This window comes from Microbacterium sp. NPDC007973 (assembly GCF_042958465.1).
GTDB lineage: Bacteria > Actinomycetota > Actinomycetes > Actinomycetales > Microbacteriaceae > Microbacterium > Microbacterium galbum.
The window spans coordinates 1,035,424-1,053,353 of sequence record NZ_JBIBJJ010000001.1; the positions used below are offsets into that span (position 1 = coordinate 1,035,424).

Annotated in this window: 10 protein-coding genes and 1 pseudogene; 6 read left to right on the forward strand and 5 right to left on the reverse strand. The window is 72.8% G+C overall.

All coding sequences use genetic code 11. The features are described 5' to 3' along the window. Positions 1-10: 10 nt before the first annotated feature. Positions 11-817 carry a DeoR/GlpR family DNA-binding transcription regulator gene (locus ACFZA2_RS05090; RefSeq protein ID WP_391401423.1) on the forward strand — a complete coding sequence of 269 codons (807 nt, stop codon included), beginning with the start codon at positions 11-13 and terminating at the stop codon, positions 815-817. Positions 818-823: 6 nt separating this feature from the next. Here the strand turns inward: ACFZA2_RS05090 and ACFZA2_RS05095 are convergent, their stop codons facing one another. Beyond that, positions 824-1,936: a PQQ-dependent sugar dehydrogenase gene (locus tag ACFZA2_RS05095; protein ID WP_391401426.1), complete on the reverse strand. Its 1,113-nt coding sequence runs from the start codon at positions 1,934-1,936 to the stop codon at positions 824-826. A 194-nt stretch (positions 1,937-2,130) separates the two neighbouring features. Between ACFZA2_RS05095 and ACFZA2_RS05100 the strand changes: the two genes are divergently transcribed. After that, the gene (locus tag ACFZA2_RS05100; protein ID WP_391401429.1) at positions 2,131-2,757 is read left to right on the forward strand and encodes a TetR/AcrR family transcriptional regulator; all 627 of its coding nucleotides are present in this window, start codon (positions 2,131-2,133) and stop codon (positions 2,755-2,757) included. Positions 2,758-2,767: 10 nt separating this feature from the next. On the opposite strand, the gene ACFZA2_RS05105 is transcribed toward ACFZA2_RS05100, so the two are convergent. Beyond that, positions 2,768-3,583 (reverse strand): DUF1206 domain-containing protein, encoded by an 816-nt coding sequence (locus ACFZA2_RS05105; protein WP_391401432.1) that lies wholly within the window; start codon positions 3,581-3,583, stop codon positions 2,768-2,770. 16 nt (positions 3,584-3,599) lie between these two features. Further along, complete coding sequence (locus ACFZA2_RS05110) at positions 3,600-4,280, reverse strand: phosphatase PAP2 family protein (protein WP_391401435.1); 681 nt, start codon at positions 4,278-4,280, stop codon at positions 3,600-3,602. 118 nt (positions 4,281-4,398) lie between these two features. Between ACFZA2_RS05110 and ACFZA2_RS05115 the strand changes: the two are divergent. The 3 genes and pseudogenes from ACFZA2_RS05115 to ACFZA2_RS05125 form a co-directional block, all read left to right on the forward strand. After that, positions 4,399-6,072 (forward strand): annotated as a pseudogene (locus tag ACFZA2_RS05115) (amidase); the annotation flags it as partial. A 365-nt stretch (positions 6,073-6,437) separates the two neighbouring features. Further along, complete coding sequence (locus tag ACFZA2_RS05120) at positions 6,438-9,311, forward strand: aminotransferase (protein WP_391401438.1); 2,874 nt, start codon at positions 6,438-6,440, stop codon at positions 9,309-9,311. Between the two features lie 59 nt (positions 9,312-9,370). Beyond that, complete coding sequence (locus ACFZA2_RS05125) at positions 9,371-10,399, forward strand: agmatine/peptidylarginine deiminase (RefSeq protein ID WP_391401441.1); 1,029 nt, start codon at positions 9,371-9,373, stop codon at positions 10,397-10,399. 14 nt (positions 10,400-10,413) lie between these two features. On the opposite strand, the gene ACFZA2_RS05130 is transcribed toward ACFZA2_RS05125, so the two are convergent. Together ACFZA2_RS05130 and ACFZA2_RS05135 are read right to left on the reverse strand one after the other, a co-directional pair. Further along, the gene (locus ACFZA2_RS05130) at positions 10,414-13,167 is read right to left on the reverse strand and encodes a family 78 glycoside hydrolase catalytic domain (RefSeq protein WP_391401445.1); all 2,754 of its coding nucleotides are present in this window, start codon (positions 13,165-13,167) and stop codon (positions 10,414-10,416) included. 62 nt (positions 13,168-13,229) lie between these two features. Beyond that, positions 13,230-16,226 carry a sugar-binding protein gene (locus ACFZA2_RS05135; protein ID WP_391401448.1) on the reverse strand — a complete coding sequence of 999 codons (2,997 nt, stop codon included), beginning with the start codon at positions 16,224-16,226 and terminating at the stop codon, positions 13,230-13,232. Positions 16,227-16,428: 202 nt separating this feature from the next. On the opposite strand from ACFZA2_RS05135, the gene ACFZA2_RS05140 reads away from it, so the two are divergent. Next, the gene (locus ACFZA2_RS05140) at positions 16,429-17,790 is read left to right on the forward strand and encodes an extracellular solute-binding protein (protein WP_391401451.1); all 1,362 of its coding nucleotides are present in this window, start codon (positions 16,429-16,431) and stop codon (positions 17,788-17,790) included. The last annotated feature ends 140 nt before the right edge of the window (positions 17,791-17,930 follow it).

Here is a 17,930-nt window from a genome sequence, read left to right on the forward strand (position 1 = left end):
ACACGACCGCATGGACGCATCCACAGCCACGACGAAGCGGCGACTGCCGGCGGGGCGCAAAGCGGAGTTGGCCGCCTACGTCGCCGACTCGGGCCAGGTCACCGTGGTCGACCTCGCCTCGCACTTCGGCGTCTCCATCGACACCGTCCGCCGCGACCTCGACCAACTCGACCGCGAGGGCATCGTCGTGCGCACGCACGGCGGAGCCGTCAGCGCCATGTCGGTTCCCGGTCGCGATCGCGGCCTCGACGTGCGCTCGCAGATGCAGATCGCAGAGAAGGAACGCATTGCGGCCCTCGCCGTCGAGCTGATCGAAGACGGTTCCGTGCTGATGCTCAACGCCGGCACCACGACGCTCGCCGTCGCCCGCGCCCTGCGCAACCACCGGGACCTGACGATCGCGACCAACAACCTGCGCATCCCCGCGGAGATCTCGCCGTCGGCGTTCCGCGACCTCTTCATCTTCGGCGGCGCGGTGCGCACCATCACTCAGGCGACGACCGGGCCCGTCACGCTCGCGATGAACTCGCACTCCCCCGAGGTCGACATCCGGTGCGACTACGCGCTCATCGCGGTCGGCGCGGTCGACGGCTCGGGTTTCTCGACGAGCAACCTCGGCGACGCCACGATGATGACCGAGATGATCCAGAAGACCGACCGCACGGCGATCCTGGCCGACTCCTCGAAACTCGATCGCCGCCTGTTCGCGCAGATCGCGCCGCTCGAGAAGGCCGACTACCTCATCACCGACGCGCCGCCGTCGCCCGGCCTCGCCGCGGCCCTCGCCGAGGCGGGCGTCACCGTCCTCACGCCCTGAGCGCCCTCAGTCGCGAACGAGCGGCACCCGGAGGATGGCGTCGGTGTCGCCTCCGCCGCGGTCGGTGTTGCTCGTGACGACCCACACGGCCCCGTCGGGCGCGGCGACCACATCGCGCAGGCGGCCGTAGTCGCCCACGAGATACTCCTCGGCCGACGCCAGGTCGGACGTCGGCACCACGCGGACCCGCTGGCCACGGAGGTTCGCGATGACGACCGCGCCGTCCACGACCGCGAGGCCGCTCGGGCTCGCCTCGGCGGGAGCCCATTGCTGCACCGGATCGACGAACCCGTCCCGCCCGCCGATACCCTCGACCTCGGGCCAGCCGTAGTTCGCGCCCGGCTCGATGACGTTCAGCTCGTCCCACGTGTTCTGACCGAACTCCGACGCGTACATCGTGCCGTCGGCATCCCACCCGATCCCCTGCGGGTTGCGGTGGCCGAGGCTCCACACGGGTGAGCCGGGGAAGGGGTTGTCGGCGGGAATCGAGCCGTCGGCGGCTACGCGCAAGATCTTGCCGCCGAGCGCCTCCGGATCCTGGGCGGCTCGCGGTTCCGATGCGTCGCCCGCGGTGACGTAGAGCATTCCGTCGGGACCGAAGGCGATGCGCCCGCCGTTGTGGATGTTCGCGGACGGAATGCCGTCGAGCACCGTCTGCGCGGCGCCCAGGCGCCGTGCCCCGGGCTCGCCCTCGAGCGGCGACCGCAGCACGCGGTTGTCGTCCGCGGTGGTCGCATACGCGTAGAGGAAGCCGTCGCGGACGGCGATGCCGAGGAGTCCGCCCTCCCCGCCGGGCGCGACGCCCGGGATCTCCCCGACCAGGCGCGCGTCGCCGTCGACGACCTCGAGGATCTCGCCGGTGTCGCGCTGGCTGAGCAGGATCACGCCGCCGGCGGACGCCACCGACCACGGCGTCGTCAGTCCGTCGACCACGACCGCGGGGTCGCCGAGGGCGGGCGCGGAGCCGGGCGCCGACACACGGGGCGAGGTGGACGGTGACGCCGTGGGGACGGCATCCGTCCGCCCCTCGGGCGCACACCCGGCGAGCGCCGTCAGCCCGAGGGCGATGAAACCGGCGACACCCGCGCGTCGACGGGGAAAAGCGGCTGGAGCGGTCATGGGTCTCCTCGTCGGCGTGGTCCTCCTGGGATATCCGACCCGCCTGGGTAGCGGGTGGGGGTTGCCCGCACGCCCGCTGCGATCCCCGGCGATCGCACCCGCGCGGGCGGATGCCGCAGCGTCCCGCGCAGCCGCGCACGGCCCGCGCCACGCGCATCGCGTACCGTGGTCGGACACCACCGAAAGGCCCCGCCGTGCCCCGGCCGACCCAGCCCAAGCTCTCGCGCGACGCGATCGCCCGCGCCGCCCTCGCCCTCGTCGACCGTGACGGCAGCGAGGGCGCGAGCATCCGCCGCGTCGCCGACCGCCTCAAGGTGCACCCCACCTCGCTCTACAACCACGTGCCCAATCTGGCCGCGCTGGTCGAGGACGTGCGCGCGCTCGTGTCGTCGCGCATCGACTCGTCGTTCCTGCGGGACCGGGAGTGGGAGGAGGGGCTCCTGCTCTGGGCCCGCTCGTACCGCGACGCCTTCCGCCGGCATCCGAGGACGATCCCCCTCCTCATGTCGCACCGCTCATCGGCGCCGCTGTTGATGTCGCAGTACGAGGACTTCGCCGTCGCGGCCGAGGGCGTCGGCTGGACGAGCGACGACATCCTGCCGCTGCTGACGGCGTTCGAGTCGTTCATCCTCGGCAGCGTGCTCGACATGAGCGGACCGGCGGTGATGTTCGACCCGACCGGGCAGGAGGCGGCCGTGCCGCGCTTCGCCGCCGCTTACGCCACGCTCTCCGCCCACGACCCGGCGGATCCGGTCGCCACGCGCGCGTTCGAACTCGGCCTGTCACTGCTCATCGCCGGAGCACGGCCTCGCGCCGCCTGAGCGAGGCTCCTCACATGCGGGCGTAGCGCGCGCGGGCGAAGCAGAACAGGCCGTACACGACGAGTCCCGCGCCCACGAGCCACAGCACGAACTGTCCGAAGGGGAGCCCGGCGAGAGCGCGCAGCGCCGCGTCGAGCCCGCCCGCGGCGTTCGGATCGTGCGCGAAGGCGGCGACGAGGAACAGGATGCCGGCGACGCCGACCGCGATGCCCTTGGCGATGTAGCCGACCATCCCGAAGATGCGGATGCCGCGGCCGATCTCCCCGCCCGGGCTCGACAGTCGCTTCATGAAGGCCTTCGTGATGCCGCGCACCACGAACGCGACGCCCACCGCCGCCACGACGAGCCCGATGAGGACGAGCACGAAGACGCCGCCGGGCATCGCCATGAGCTGGGCGCTCAGCGTGCGGGAGGAGTCGGCCGACTCGGAACGGCCACCGCGCACCGCCGTGAGGGCCGTGGCGCCGATCGCCCCGTAGGCGACGGCGGTTCCGACGTACTTCGCGCGGTGCGCCCAGCGCTTCTTCGTATCCGGATCGCGCTCGGCGACGGCATCCGCGATCTGCCACACGGCGAGAGCGGCGAGGCCGATGACGATGACCCAGAGCAGCAGCATCCCCGCCGGCGCCGCCGCCACCTGCTGGATCGCACCGCTCTGATCGGCGCTCTCGCCCCCGCCGCCGGTCGCGATCGAGATGGCGATCGCACCGATGAGCAGGTGCAGCAGCCCGAGGACGACGTAGCCGATCCGCGCCGCGACGCGGAAGGCGGTGGAGTCCTGTGCTTTGCCGGCCGCGGACGAAGCGGAGGCGGAGGCGGAAGTCATCCGTGCACGCTAGCGCTCAGGATTCGGCTTCGGCCACCCGTTGCGCGTGACGCACGCGCCACACTTCCACCAGCGCCCACACGAGCGTCGACACGGCGACGCCCTCGAGGAAACCGGCGACGACGTCCGACAGCCAGTGCGCGTGGAGGTAGGTGCGGCTCCACATCATGAGCAGCACCCAGACGGTCCCCGCGACCCAGATCCATCCGCGGCGGAGGATGAGCGCGAGCGTGATCGCGATCGTCGTTGCCACTGCCGTGTGACCGGAGGGGAACGAGGTCGCCTGCGTCTCGGCCAGGGAGTCGGTGGGCCGCGCCCGTGCGATGACGGCCGCCAGAGGGGCGCCGATCAGCACGACCAGGGCGATGGCCCCCGCCACGTTCAGGGCGTCCCACGGGCGCTTGACCAGCAGGAACACGATGGTGGTGGAGATGCCGATCACGATCATGCCGATGGTGCCGCCCACCGTGGCGGGGATCCAGGCCACGATCACCACGACGGGGTTCGCGAGGGCGGCCATCGCGTCGTCCCACCACTGGTCGAACGCGAGCGGAGCGCCGCCGTCGAGGTCGACCGCGAGCCGCAGCGCCACGAAGAGCACGGCCGCGACGACGCCCACGATCAGCGCGGCGGGGCGGCGCGCGTCGGTCCGCGGCCGGTCGGGCAGGAGTGCGGGTTCGTCGGTCGTGGCATCCATCCTCGAATCGTGCCAGTGCGGCGACGGAGAGAGGTAGCTCTTGCCGAGTGGGTGGGAACGCTCGTGTGGACGGAAATCCCTCTCGAACCCACAAAACAAACGGTGTAGGTTTTCTGCCATGACCACCGAGGCCTTCACCGTCGTCGAAGCCGACATCGACCGGCTGCGCTCCGCCCTCGACGCCGGCGACGTGACCAGCGTCGAGCTCGTCGCCCGGTACCTCAACCGCATCGCCGCGTACGACCGATCCGGCATCCGGCTTCACAGCGTCCCCGTGCTCGATCCCCGGGCCTTCGTGCACGCGCGGGCGAGTGATCGGCGTCGCGCCCGAGGCGAGACGATCGGCCCCCTCGACGGCATCCCTTTCACGGCCAAGGACAGCTACCGCGTCGAGGGTCTGCCCGTGGCATCCGGCTCCCCGGCATTCCGCGACCTCGTCGCCGGCGACGACGCCTTCGCGATCGAGCGCCTGCGCGCGGCCGGGGCGGTGTTCCTCGGACTGACCACGATGCCGCCGATGGCGGCCGGCGGCATGCAGCGCGGCGTCCACGGACGCGCCGAATCGCCGTACAACGGCGAGTACCTCACCTCGGCGTTCGGCTCGGGTTCGTCCAACGGCTCGGGCACCGCCACAGCGGCGAGCTTCTGCGCCTTCGGCCTGGGCGAGGAGACGTGGTCGTCGGGTCGCGCGCCGGCCTCGCACAACGCCCTCGTCGCGTACACGCCCTCGCGCGGCGTCATCTCGGTGCGCGGCAACTGGCCGCTCGTGCCGACGATGGACGTCGTCGTGCCGCACACCCGCACGATCGGCGATCTGCAGCAGGTGCTGGACGCCGTCGTCGCCGACGACCCGCAGACCGAAGGCGACCTGTGGCGCACCCAGCCGTGGATCCCGCTCCCCCGCCCGTCCGAGGTGCGCCCCGACTCCTTCACCCGGTTGGAGCCCCTGCCGCTCGCGGGCCTGCGCCTCGCGGTGCCCCGCATCTACGTCAACGGCGATCCCGACAACGCCTCGCCCATCGTCACGCGCGACAGCGTGATGCGACTGTGGGAAGACCTGCGCGGCGACCTCGAGGCCGCGGGCGCCGAGGTGGTCGAGACCGCTTTCCCCGTCGTCGACCGCTACGAGAAGCTGCACGACGGCGACGAGGACTTCCTCGACCGCGGGTTCGTCACGCGGGAGTTCCTCGACGACGAGGTGGGCGACCTCGCGGTGTGGGCGATGGACACGTTCCTCTGCACCAACGGCGACCCGGCGCTGCCCCGGCTGTCCGACGCCGACCCCGCGCTGATCTTCCCCCACCCGCCCGGCGCCCTGCCCGACCGTTACGGCATCTGGCACTACGACATCTCGTACGACATCGGCGAGTACGTCGCCCGCGCCGCGCAGTGGGAGCCGGATTGGCGCGACGTCGCGAGCCTCGAAGCCGGCCTCCGCGGCCTCGAGCACACCCGCCGCGTCGACGTCGAGCAGTGGATGGACGCCGAGGGCATCGACGCCGTGATCTTCCCCACGCAGTCCGATGTCGGGCCCGCCGACGCCGACGTGAACCCCGCCTCGGCCGACATCGCCTGGCGCAACGGCGTGTGGGTCTCGAACGGCAACCTCGTACCGCGCCACCTCGGCATCCCCACGGTCACCGTGCCGATGGGCACCATGGACGACACCGGTATGCCGGTGGGCCTCACCATCGCCGGGCCCGCCTACAGCGACGTCCGCCTCGTGCAGCTCGGAGCCGCGATCGCCGGCCTCGGGCAGCGCCGCACCGCCCCTCCACGGACGCCCGCCCTGTCCGACGAGGCACTGTTCGCCGCCCCCCGACCGGCGGGCGAGGGAGAGCTCGCGGTCGCCGTCGACGAGGTGCGCCGCGACGGCGACCTCGTGCGCTTCCGCGCGACGGTCACCGGCGGCACGGCCCGCGACCACGCCGCGTACGTCGACGGCGTGCGGGTCGACGTGGAGGTCGAGGGCGACCACCTCCGCGGGATGGCCCGCGTCGCGCCCGACGCGTACGGTGAGCCCGTGAGCGAGTGGGTCGCCCCCTTCGGTCCGCTCGTCGTCGTCGCCGTGCGCGACGCCGGCGGAGCCGTCGCCGGCGCCGTCGGCACGGCATCCGACTCTCCCCTGTGACACCCGCATCACCCGAGGAACAGCCCGTGAACGACACGACCCCCGTCCCGGTGTTCGACTACTTCCGCCAGGTCGACCTGCCCACCCCGACGCTCCACGACGACGAGGTGCAGTCCCTCTTCGCGGAGACGTTCGGCGTGGAGATCGACGTGCAGTCGCTCGGCAGTCAGCAGGACCAGAATCTCCGAGTGTTCCCTCGCGGATCGACTGAGCCCCTCGGCGTGCTGAAGCTCAGCAATCCCGTCTTCAGCGAGGCTGAGATCGACATGCAGGATGCCGCGGCGTCCCGCGTGGCCGCACGGAGTCCGCACGTGCGCATCCCCCGCATCGTCGACGGCCCTCACGGGCCGATGTCGACCTGGTGGGACTCGAGCCAGGGGCGCATCCACGCGCGCGTGATCGAGAACATCGCGGGGCGCACGCTCACGGGTTCGCACTACCTCTCCCCGGCGGTGGTCGAGGGTCTCGGCGCCCTATCCGGAGCGGTGAGCCTCGCGCTCGCCGACTTCTCGCACCCCGCGAGCGGTCGCGTGCTGCAGTGGGACCTCCGCCACGCCGCGCGCGTGATCGACACCCTGCTCCCCCTCGATCCGGACGCCGAGGTGCGCGGCACCGTGAAGCGCGCCGCCGACGCGGCCCGGGCCGCCCTCGCGCCCGTCGCCGACGCCCTCCCGCAGCAGGCCGGGCACTTCGACGTCACCGACGACAACGTCCTGCGCGCCCCCGGCGCGACAGTGCCCGACGCCGTCATCGACTTCGGCGACGTGTGCGCGTCGTGGCGGGTGGGCGAGATCGCCGTCACCGTCTCCTCCGTGCTGCACCACGACGGCGCCACCCCCGAGAGCGCCTTCCCCGCGATCCGCGCCTTCGACCGGGCGCGCGACCTCGGCGACGACGAGATCACGGCGCTCTGGCCCCTCGTCGTCCTCCGCGGAGCCGTCCTCGTGCTCAGCGGGCGCGCGCAGGTGCGCCTCGACGACGCCAACGACTACGCCTCGGGCGCGCTCGAGCGGGAGTTCCGCATCCTCGAGCAGGCGGCATCCGTGCCCCTCCCCGTCCTCACCGCGGCGACGCGTGCGGCCCTCGGTCGCCCGCGGCGCAGCGAGCCCGGCTGGACCGGGACGCCGCTGCTGCCGCCCGGGCGCCGCGTCGAGCTGGACGCCTCGACCGAGTCTCCGCTCAACGACGCGGGAGCCTGGCTCGACGCCGCGACCCTCGACGACGCGGCCCTCGCCGCACTCGACACCGGCGCCGAGATCGCGACCGTCCCCGCATGGCGCGCGCGCCTCACCGGAACGACCGACCCGCTCCCCTCCCCCGCCGAGACCGTCCCCACCGACGTGCTCGTGTGGCTCGCCGAACCGCTGCTCCTCGACGGCGCCGTCCGGGTCGACGGCGACGCGGTCACGGTGACGAGGGATGCCCAGATCCTGACGATCGGCGGAGTCGCCGCCGATGCGGCATCCGGAACCCTCCCCGCGCGCACGCGGCTCTCGGTGCGGCGGACGCTCGGGGGGCTCGTCCCGCCCTTGCGCACGACGCGCGCCCTCGCGAACGCCTGGCGCGAGGTCGCCGGAGACCCCGGCTCGGCCCTCGGCCTCCCCGCGCCCGCGCCAGATCACGACGACTCCCTCGAGCGCCGGCATGAGGTGCTCGCCGAGGTGCAGGAGCACTACTACGCCGCTCCCCCGCGAATCGAGCGCGGCTGGCGCGAGTACCTCATCGACGTCGACGGACGCGTGTACCTCGACATGGTCAACAACGTCGCCTCGGTGGGCCACGCGCACCCGCACGTCGTCGACGCGGGGACCCGGCAGATGCACCTGCTCAACACCAACTCGCGCTTCCACTACCGCGCGATCGCCGACTACGCCGACCGCATCGCCGCGACCCTGCCCGACGGCTTCGACACGGTCTTCTTCGTCAACTCCGGCTCCGAGGCGACCGACCTCGCGATCCGCCTCGCCATGGCCGCGACCGGACGTGCCGACATCGTCGCGATGCGTGAGGCGTACCACGGCTGGACGTACGCCAGCGATGCGGTGTCGACCTCCATCGCCGACAACCCCTTCGCCCTCGAGACGCGACCGGAGTGGGTGCACACGGTCGACGCGGCGAACTCGTACCGAGGGAAGCACCGGGGCCCGGATGCCGTGAACTACGCCCCCGAAGCCGTCGCCGTGATCGACGGGCTCGCGGCATCCGGTCGACCGCCGGCGGGCATGATCGCCGAGACGTACTTCGGCAACGCCGGCGGCGTAGCCCTTCCGGACGGGTATCTGCGCGAGGTGTACGCCGCCATCCGTCGCCACGGCGGACTCGCGATCGCCGACGAGGTGCAGGTGGGCTACGGGCGCCTCGGCGAGTGGTTCTGGGGCTTTCAGCAGCAGGATGCCGTGCCCGACATCGTCGCGGTCGCCAAGTCCATCGGCGGGGGCCACCCCCTGGGCGCCGTCATCACGCGCCGCGAGATCGCCGACCGCTACCGCACGCAGGGCTACTTCTTCTCCTCCACCGGCGGATCGCCGGTGTCGTCGGCCATCGGCATGGCCGTGCTCGACGTGATCGAGCAGGAGGGCCTGCAGGAGAACGCGCGGGTCGTCGGCGGACACCTGCAGCGCCGCCTCGAAGAGCTCGGCGAGCGGCACGACCTCGTCGGCGCCGTGCACGGATCGGGGCTCTACCTGGGGCTCGAGTTCGTGCGCGACCGCGAGACCCTCGAACCCGCCACGACCGAGACCGCGGCGATCTGCGACCGTCTGCTCGAGCGGGGCGTCATCATGCAGCCGACCGGCGACTTCCAGAACGTGCTGAAGATCAAGCCTCCGCTGGTGATCACGCGGGCCTCGGTCGACGTCTTCGTCGATGCGCTGGACCGTGTGCTGAGCACCGGCTTCTGAACCCGCGCGGCATCCCCCGCCGCTGAATCCGCCCCCGTATCGAACCCCAGGAGCCCGCCATGTGGCGCATGCCCATCGAATCCGCCCCGCACGAGCGCACGTGGATGGCCTTCCCGCGCGAGGGCGTCACCCTCGGCGAGGGCGCCGAGACCCGCGAGGAGGGCTACCGGGCGTGGACCGGGGTTGCGCACGCCGTGGCCCAGTTCGAGCCCGTGACGATGGTGGTCGACCCGACCGAGATCGCGCGCGCCCGGCGCATGCTGTCGGGCGAGATCGAGATCGTCGAGGCTCCCCTCGACGAGTTCTGGATGCGCGACGTGGGCCCGACGTTCGTCGTCGACCCCGACCGCCCGGGCGTTCTCGGCGCCGTCGACTGGATCTTCAACGGGTGGGGCGCCCCCGACTGGGCCGAATGGCAGAAGTCGGCGCTGCTCGCGCGCATGGTCGCCGAGCACGTCGGCGCCGAACGCATCGACTCGCTGCTCGTGGCCGAGGGCGGCGGCCTGCACGTCGACGGCCAGGGCACCGTGCTGCTCACCGAGACCGTGCAGCTCGACCCGCGCCGCAACCCCCTCGCCGACCGCGCGCGGGTCGAGACCGAGATGGCCCGCACAATCGGGGCCACCGACGCGATCTGGCTCTCGCGCGGCCTGACCCGCGACTACGACGACCTCGGCACCAACGGCCACGTCGACATCGTCGCGACCTTCGCCTCGCCCGACCACGTCCTCGTGCACGAGCAGACGGATGCCGCGCACCCCGACGCCGAGGTCTCGGTCCTCGTTCGACGGGAGCTCACCGACGCCTTCGCCGCCCTCGGTCGGTCGGTGACGATCACCGGCGTCCCCGCCCCCACCACCCTGCGCGACGAGCACGGCTGGGTCGACTGGAGCTACATCAACCACCTCGTCACCAACGACGGCGTCGTGCTGTGCGGCTTCGGAGACCCCGTCGCCGACGCGCGCGCCGCCGAGATCGTCGCCGGGGCCTATCCGGGCCGACGCGTGGTCACGGTCGACGCGCGCCCCATCTTCGACCGCGGCGGCGGGATCCACTGCATCACGCAGCAGCAGCCGAGAGTGGGCTGAGCGGGGGCGCGCCCTCAGCGATCCAGATCGCGCAGCGCGGCGTCGACGGCGGCGACCACCGCCGGAGGCGCGGCCACGGCGGCGAGTTCGGCACGCAGGAGGCGGCCGGGCACCCAGCGGATGTAGGCGTCGAACTCGACCTGCATGTCGACGTCGTGCGCGCCCAGGGCGGCCGACACGACCGCGCACGCGCCGGGGGTGTCGGCGACGACGGCGAGGTCGCTGTCGACGCCGACCGGCTCTCGCGGTGGCGCGAGCGGTGCGTCGACCATCCACCGATGCTCCCCCGCCGTGACCTCGAACACCGGCCGGTCGCCCAGCTCGACCCGCGCGAGCATGCCGTGCGGGACCGTCGCCGTCACGGCGATCGCCTCCCCCGCGCGCCGCCACCGCACCCGCGCGCGACCGAAGGGAGTGTCCTGCACCGTCTCGGCCCACGTCAGCGCCTCCACGAACCACGGGCGCACGTGAACCTGGTCACCCTCGATCGTGAGTCCCGCCACCCGGCGGTGCAGCACGTCGCCGACGGCACCGAGCGCGTAGTGGTTGAGCGAGGTCATCCCCGAGGGATGCACCGTCCCATCGGGGCGCACGGCATCCCAGCGCTCCCACATCGTCGTCGCGCCCATCGACAGCGGGTAGAGCCACGAGGGACACATCGTCTGCAGCAGCAGACTCTCGGCTGCGGCCTCATGGCCGTTGTCGAGGAGCGCGTCGAGCACGACGGGAGTGCCGAGGAACCCCGTCGCCATCCGGTATCCGCCGGCGCGCAGCAGGAAGGCGAGACGATCGGCCGCGGCCTGTCGGCGCTCGGCCGGGATGAGCCCGAAGGCGAGCGCGAGAGCGTAGGCGGCGGGGGCATCGGATGCCAGACGCCCGGCCGGGGTGAGGTAGGCCTCGCAGAACGCGGCGCGTACCTCCTCCGCCAGCCGCGCGTATGCCTCCCCGCCGCCGGCGCGCGCGACCAGGTCGGCGGAGCGGAAGAAGTACGCCGTCGCGACGAGCCCCGGGTCGGCCTTGGCCTTGTCGGGGCGCGAGACGGTGGGGTCCAGCCAGTCGCCGTATTGGAAGCCGGTCTCCCACAGCCGCCCGGGTCCCGCCGCCTCGGCGACGGCGTCGACCCACGCCCGCATCGAGGGCAGCAGCTCCGCGACGATCGCCTCGTCGCCGAGACGAGCGGCCATCACCGACGGCACGATCGTCACGGCATCCCCCCATCCCGCGGCCATCACGTCGCCGAGCGCCGGCAGCGGGTCGGGCACGACGGTGGGGACCCGTCCCCCGCGCGGTTCCTGTTCGGCGCGCAGGTCGCGCAGCCAGGACGCGTAGAAGGCGCCGGCGTCGAACAGCGTCATCGCCGTTGCGGCGAACACCTGCGCGTCACCCGTCCACCCCAGACGCTCGTCGCGCTGCGGGCAGTCGGTCGGCAGCGCGAGCGCGTTGCCCTCGAAGCTGCGCACGATGTTGGCGTGCAGTCGGTCGAGCCGATCGTCGGAGCACGAGAACCACCCGGTGCGCCGGAGGTCGGTGCGCAGGACGTCGATCTCCACGCTCGCGGGATCGACCGCACCGCCGGTGATCTCGACGTAGCGGAACCCGTGGAACGTGAAAGCCGGTCCGCACACGCGGGGCCCGGTCCCGTCGAGCACGAACTCGTCGATCGCCGCCGCCGCACGGAGGGGCCGGACGTTCAGAGCGCCGTCCTCGAGCACCTCGGCGTGCCGCACAGTCACGCGCGAGCCGGCGACCCCGTCGGCGACGAGCCGCACCCGCCCGACGACGTTCTCGCCCACGTCGAGCAGAAGGGTGCCGGCGGCGGCGCTCGGCAGCACCCGCGGCCCGCGGAGCGTGCGCACGCGGCGCACCGGCTCCACGTCGATCACCGCCGGGAGGCTCGATGGGGGGATGAACGCGGGGGCCTCCCACCCGGACGCGTCGAAACCGGGCTCGCGCCACCCGCCCTGCGCGCGGCGGAAGTCGACGCGCTCGCCCGCGTACAGCCCGCTGGAGACGATCTCGGTGCGCCGCGTCAGCCGCCACCGCTCGTCGGAGCCGATCTCCTCGACGCGCCCGTCGCGGTGCATCAGCCGCAGCACGGCTCCCACGGCGGCCTGGTCGCCGTAGAAGCGCTCGGCGGTGTCGCCGAACCCGTACCTTTCGGTGAACCACCCGCCCGCGGCGCGGACGGACAGCACCTGGGTCGCGCCGGGGCGCAGCAGCGCGGTCACGTCGGTCGTGGCGAGACCGAGCCGTCTCCGGTAGGCCGTCCACCCCGGCGCGAACAGCGCGTCGTCCACCGGGATGCCGTCGATCGCCGCGTCGAAGACGCCGTGGGCCGTGACCCACAGGCGCGCGGCGATCACGGTGTCGGGCACGGAGATCTCGCGCCGCACGGCGAACGGCGCGGCTTCCGCGTCGGGGCCGTCGATGGCGAGCAGCGGCGCCGTCCAGGGCCCGGGGAAGAACACCGCTTCCACCTCGACGGGCCCGCTCCACGGTGTCCATTCGTCGTCGACTCCGCGCACGCGCACGCGCAGAGCGTGGCGGGCGCCGGCGGCCAAGTCGGCGAAGGGCCACGGCACCAGCACCCCGTGGGCGGGCACCGCGACCGGTTCGGCGTCGTCGAGACGCAGCTCGGCGCTCTCGGCCCGCCATCCCGTCGGCGCATCGACGGTCCACGACACGGGAGGGCGGGGCTCCGCGGCGACGGAGACGTCGCGGCGGCGGCCGATGCGCGGGCCGACCAGCCGCACGGACAGAGGGATCACACGGGTCCTTTCGGTCGCGATGCCGCCGCCGGACACGACGGCGGCGGCATCGCGGGAGGGGGTCAGCGCCGGGCGAGTCGCCGGCGGACGATCAGCGCTCCCGCGCCGAGGAGGAGCGCGCCGAGGGCGGGGAACAGGATGCCGAGAACCGCGGGAGTCCCCGTGCTCGCGAGCGCCCCCGAGCCGGTGGCACCCCCGGCATCGGGCGCCGGGCCCGCCGACCCCTGGCCGCCATCCGGCCGCGCCGGGGTGCCCGGGTCGGTCGGGGTGCCCGGACCGGTCGGGGTGCCCGGACCGGTCGGGGTGCCCGGGTCGGTCGGGGTGCCCGGCTCCGGCTCGACCGCGGGGAGCAGACGCACGGCGTCGAACTGCGCCGAATCCTTCTCGGCGGCGATGCCTCCGCCCCAGGCCAGGTAGCCGTCACGGCCCTCGCCGTCGGCCTCGTTCACGATGATCGCGCTCGACAGCAGCGCGGCGTCGCGATCGACTCCGGCGAGCGCCGTCCAGGGCACGGACACCTCGTACACGGTGCGGTGGGTGTCCTCGTCGCGGGAGATCGCGACCTCGGTGCCGGGCACGACCCCCGCGCCCTGACCGACCGAGAGCCAGCGGTACAGCTGCGGCCCCTCCGAGGTGAGCGCCATGCCGAACTCGTGCCAGACGCCCGCCGCTCCCGGCGCACCACCGGCGACGGTGAACTGCACGGAGTCGCCCTGCCAGATGTTCGCGCCCGTCGCGGGCTGGTCGTGCACGTCGTCGACGACCTCGGCCGAGACGTACAACGCGTCGTCGTCCCAGGTGAGCCACGCGCGCGCCGACTGGTCGTCGACGGCGGGGGGAGTTTCCGTCCCCTCCGGGGTGAACGTCGCCGGTTCGAGGCCGGTCGGGTCGTCGAGCGTGCCGTCGACCGAGACGCGGTGGTGGGCCGCACCGTAGGCAGCGGCGACGTCGAGGGGCGCCACGGCGCCCTCGACCCGTACCGCGGCGCCGTCGACGATCGCCTCCGCGGAGAACGTCGTGCGCGCGTCGAGCTCCCCGAGGGGGACGTCGACGGTCACGGCGTCGCTCGCGGGCAGGACGGCGGGCACGTCGGCCGCGGCATCCGTTCCGCCCAGGGTGTACGTCAGGGACTGGAGGGCAAGGTCGGATGCCGAGGCGTTGCTCAGGCGCAGCCGGAGCACGTCGGTGCCGTCCGCCGAGATCGCCTGCGTTCCGGTCAGGGCGACCGGCTCCTCGATCGTCGTGCGCGCCCGCAGCACGCCGGCGGCGCGGTCGCCGTCGAACAGCCGCGCCACGGTCTCGTACGATCCCGTCGACGTGGGGGCGGGCGCGGCGATGGCGGTGGTCGCGGGTGCGGTGCCGTCGGTGCTCTGCGTGAACGCACGCCCGTCGGGAAGGCTCAGACGCCACGTGGTCGCCGCGCCGTCCGAGCGGCCCGTGACGCTCCAGCGACCGGTCACCTCCGCTCCCACCACACCGGTGTCCAGCGAGACCGACGTCTCCGATGCTGCGGCGCCGGTCACATCGCCGCGCACGTAGAGCGGGTCGTCGTCGACCGTGACGACGACGTCGCCGCCGTCGGCATCCAGGGTGTCGGCTCGGCCGTAGGCGTCGGTCACCGTCACGGCGCCCGTTCCGCTCAGCCGCAGCGTCTGCGCGGTGTCCGCCCAGAGCACGCGCAGCGGGCCCGCCGCCGTGTCGAACAGGTATTGCCGCACCCCGGTGACGGTGTCGTCGCGACCGGCGGAGGTCGCTCCCTCGAGCTGCGCGGCCGCGACGGAGTACGACGCGAAAGCGGGCTTCGGCGTGTAGGCCCCGCGCGTGTCGTCGGCGGCGCGCAGCAGGCCGAAGTTCTGCTCGGTCTCGGCCGGGTCGACGCCGTCGGAGACAAGGTCGTACACGTAGTAGCGAGCGGCGTCGTGCGCCGCGGCGATCACGGCGGAGCGGGCGATGTCGGACGCCTGTTCGCGCTCCGAGACGGCGCGGGCGTTGGTGCCGGTGGGCCAGCCGTGCTCGGTGATCCACAGCGGCTTGCTCACCCCGCCGTTGTATTGCCGCACGAGCGCGTCGATGCGCGTGAGGGTGTCGTCGAGGGCGTCGGCCGAGACCGGGTAGCTGTAGGGGTGCAGCACGATCCCGTCGACGTATTGCAGCGCCCCGAGGCGGAACGTCTGCTCGAGCCAATCGGTGTTGAGGTTCGCCACCGCCGGCCCGATGACGGGCAGGTCGGGCGCCGCCGCCTTGACGGCCGGGGAGGCCGCGGCGAGAAGGTTCACGTAGTCCTCGGGCGAGGTGCGGGTGTTGCCCCCGAGCCCCAGGTCCCACTCGTTCCACAGCTCGATCCCCGTGGCCTGGTCGCCGAACTCGGTCGCCATGGCGGCGGCGTAGGCCGCGTAGGCGGAGACGGCTTCGTCGCTCGTGGGCCCGTCGCCCCCGTCGTAGAGCGGGTTGCCGTAGCCGGCGAGAAGGAGCGGACGCACGCCGGCGTCCCGCGCCGCGTCGAGGAACTCCGCGCGCGGGCGGTCCCAGTCGTACACGCCCTTCTGCGTCTCGACCTCGCTCCAGTACACCTCGTCGCGCAGCTGGGCGAAGCCGCCCGTGGCCAGGGTGGGCAGGGAGTCGACGCTCCACGACTGCCCGTAATGCGTCGCCGCACCGAAACGCGCGCTCGCCGAGTCGGCGGCATCGCGATCGGGCAGCACGGCGAAGCTCGTCTCGGCCCGCGCCGCGTCGCCGTCGACCGAGACGGCGAGCGCGTACCAGCCGAGTCCGGATGCCGGCAGCTCGAGCGTGCCGTCGGCATCCTCGGCGCCGTCGGCGATGACCGCGCCGGTCTGGTCGGTGACCGTCCACGCCACCCGGGCGGCGTCGGTGGCATAGGCGACCCGCGGGGTCTCCCCCTGGCGGAAGAGGTTGCCGGTGACCAGCGGTGTGAGCGCGACGCTCGGAGCGGCGGCGAGGGCGGGGGATGCCGGGACCAGGAGCGCTGCGCACAGCAACCCCGTCCCGATGAGGCCGCCGCGAACGCGCGGGGGACGGTTTCCAGCAGTGGCGGACACGAATTCTCCTCGTCGAGCGGATTCGGAATATAGGCAAGCGTTTGCCCTCCAGCAGTGTGGGAGAGGGTGATCGATCTGTCAACACCGGAATGCGCGACGGCGCGCCGAAGAGAATCACACTTTGACGCTCGGCCCATGAGGTGCTAAACATCTCAGGGCAAGCGATTTCCCTCTTGCTTCCGCTCTTCGCCAAGGAGTTTCAATGACGAAACGTGTCCGTTCCGTCGTCGCCGTGATCGCACTCGGCGGCCTGTCGGCCGCAGCCCTCGCCGGCTGCAGCTCCCCCTCCACGGGGACCACCGACGGCAAGGTCTCGATCCAGATCGGCGACCGGCCCAGCGCCGACCGCCCCGAAGACCGCGCCTACTTCGACAAGCGCGTCGAGGCCTTCGAACAGGCCAACCCCGACATCGACCTCGAGCCGGTCGAGACCGGTTACGACGCCTCGACCTTCCAGGCGCTCGCCGCGGGCGGCAGTTTGCCCACGGTCATGAGCGTGCCGCTGACCGAACCCGCGGGTCTCATCAAGCGCGGACAGGCCGCCGACCTCACCGATGCCCTGAAGAACGAGGGCCTCCTCGACAGCCTCAACCCCACGGTGCTCACGCTCGCCGAGAACAGCGAGGGGCGCGCCTACGCGATCCCCACCAACGCGTACTCGTTCGGTCTCGTGTACAACCGCGAGCTGTTCACCAAGGCCGGCCTCGACCCCGACTCCCCGCCCACCACCTGGGACGAGGTGCGCGCCGCGGCCGAGAAGATCCACGACGCCACGGGCGCCGCCGGCTTCTCCGTCCTCACCACCGCCAACACCGGCGGGTGGCAGTTCTCGGGCATGACCTACTCGTTCGGCGGCACCGTCGAGAACGAGGACGGCTCGCAGGCCACCTTCGACGACAAGCCCTCCACGCAGGCGCTGCAGCTCATCAGCGACATGCGGTGGAAGGACGGCACCATGCCGGAGAACACCCTCTACGACATCCCCACCCAGGGGCAGGACTTCGCCGCCGGCAAGATCGGGATGATCATCGGCGCGAGCGACTCGTACTACAACATCGTGCAGAACCTGAAGCTGCCCGCGGACAGCTTCGGCATCGGCGGGATGCCGCAGGCCAAGGCCGACGAGGGGACCCTCGGCGGCGGCACGGTGCAGATCGTCGACCCGAAGGCGAGCGCCGAGCAGCAGGCCGCCGCGGTCAAGTGGGTGAAGTTCTTCTACCTGCAGCGCTACCTCGACGAGACCACCGCCGTCGACGATGCGAAGGCGTCGAACGAGGCCGGCTCTGTCACGGGCCTCCCGGGGCTCCCCGTCGTCAACAGCGACCAGTACTCCACGTACTTCGACTGGATCGCGGACTACATCAACGTGCCCAGCGCGAACTTCACCCCGTACCTCGACGCCTCGGCATCCATCCCCGTCGTCGCCGAGCCGGTCAACAACGCGCAAGAGGTGTACGGCGCCCTCGACACGGTCGTCCAGACGGTCCTGACCGATCAGAACGCCGACATCCCCTCCCTGCTCAGCACCGCTCAGACCGACGTGCAGTCGCGCCTCAGCCGCTGATCACCCCACCCGGGGGGGGGGGCCCCGGGGGGGCGGCCCCCCCCCCCCCCCCCCCCCCCCCCCCCCCCCACCCCCCCGCCCGCGCCCCCCCCCCCCCCGCGGCGCGCCGCACCCCCCCCCCCACCAGGCCCCCCAACGCC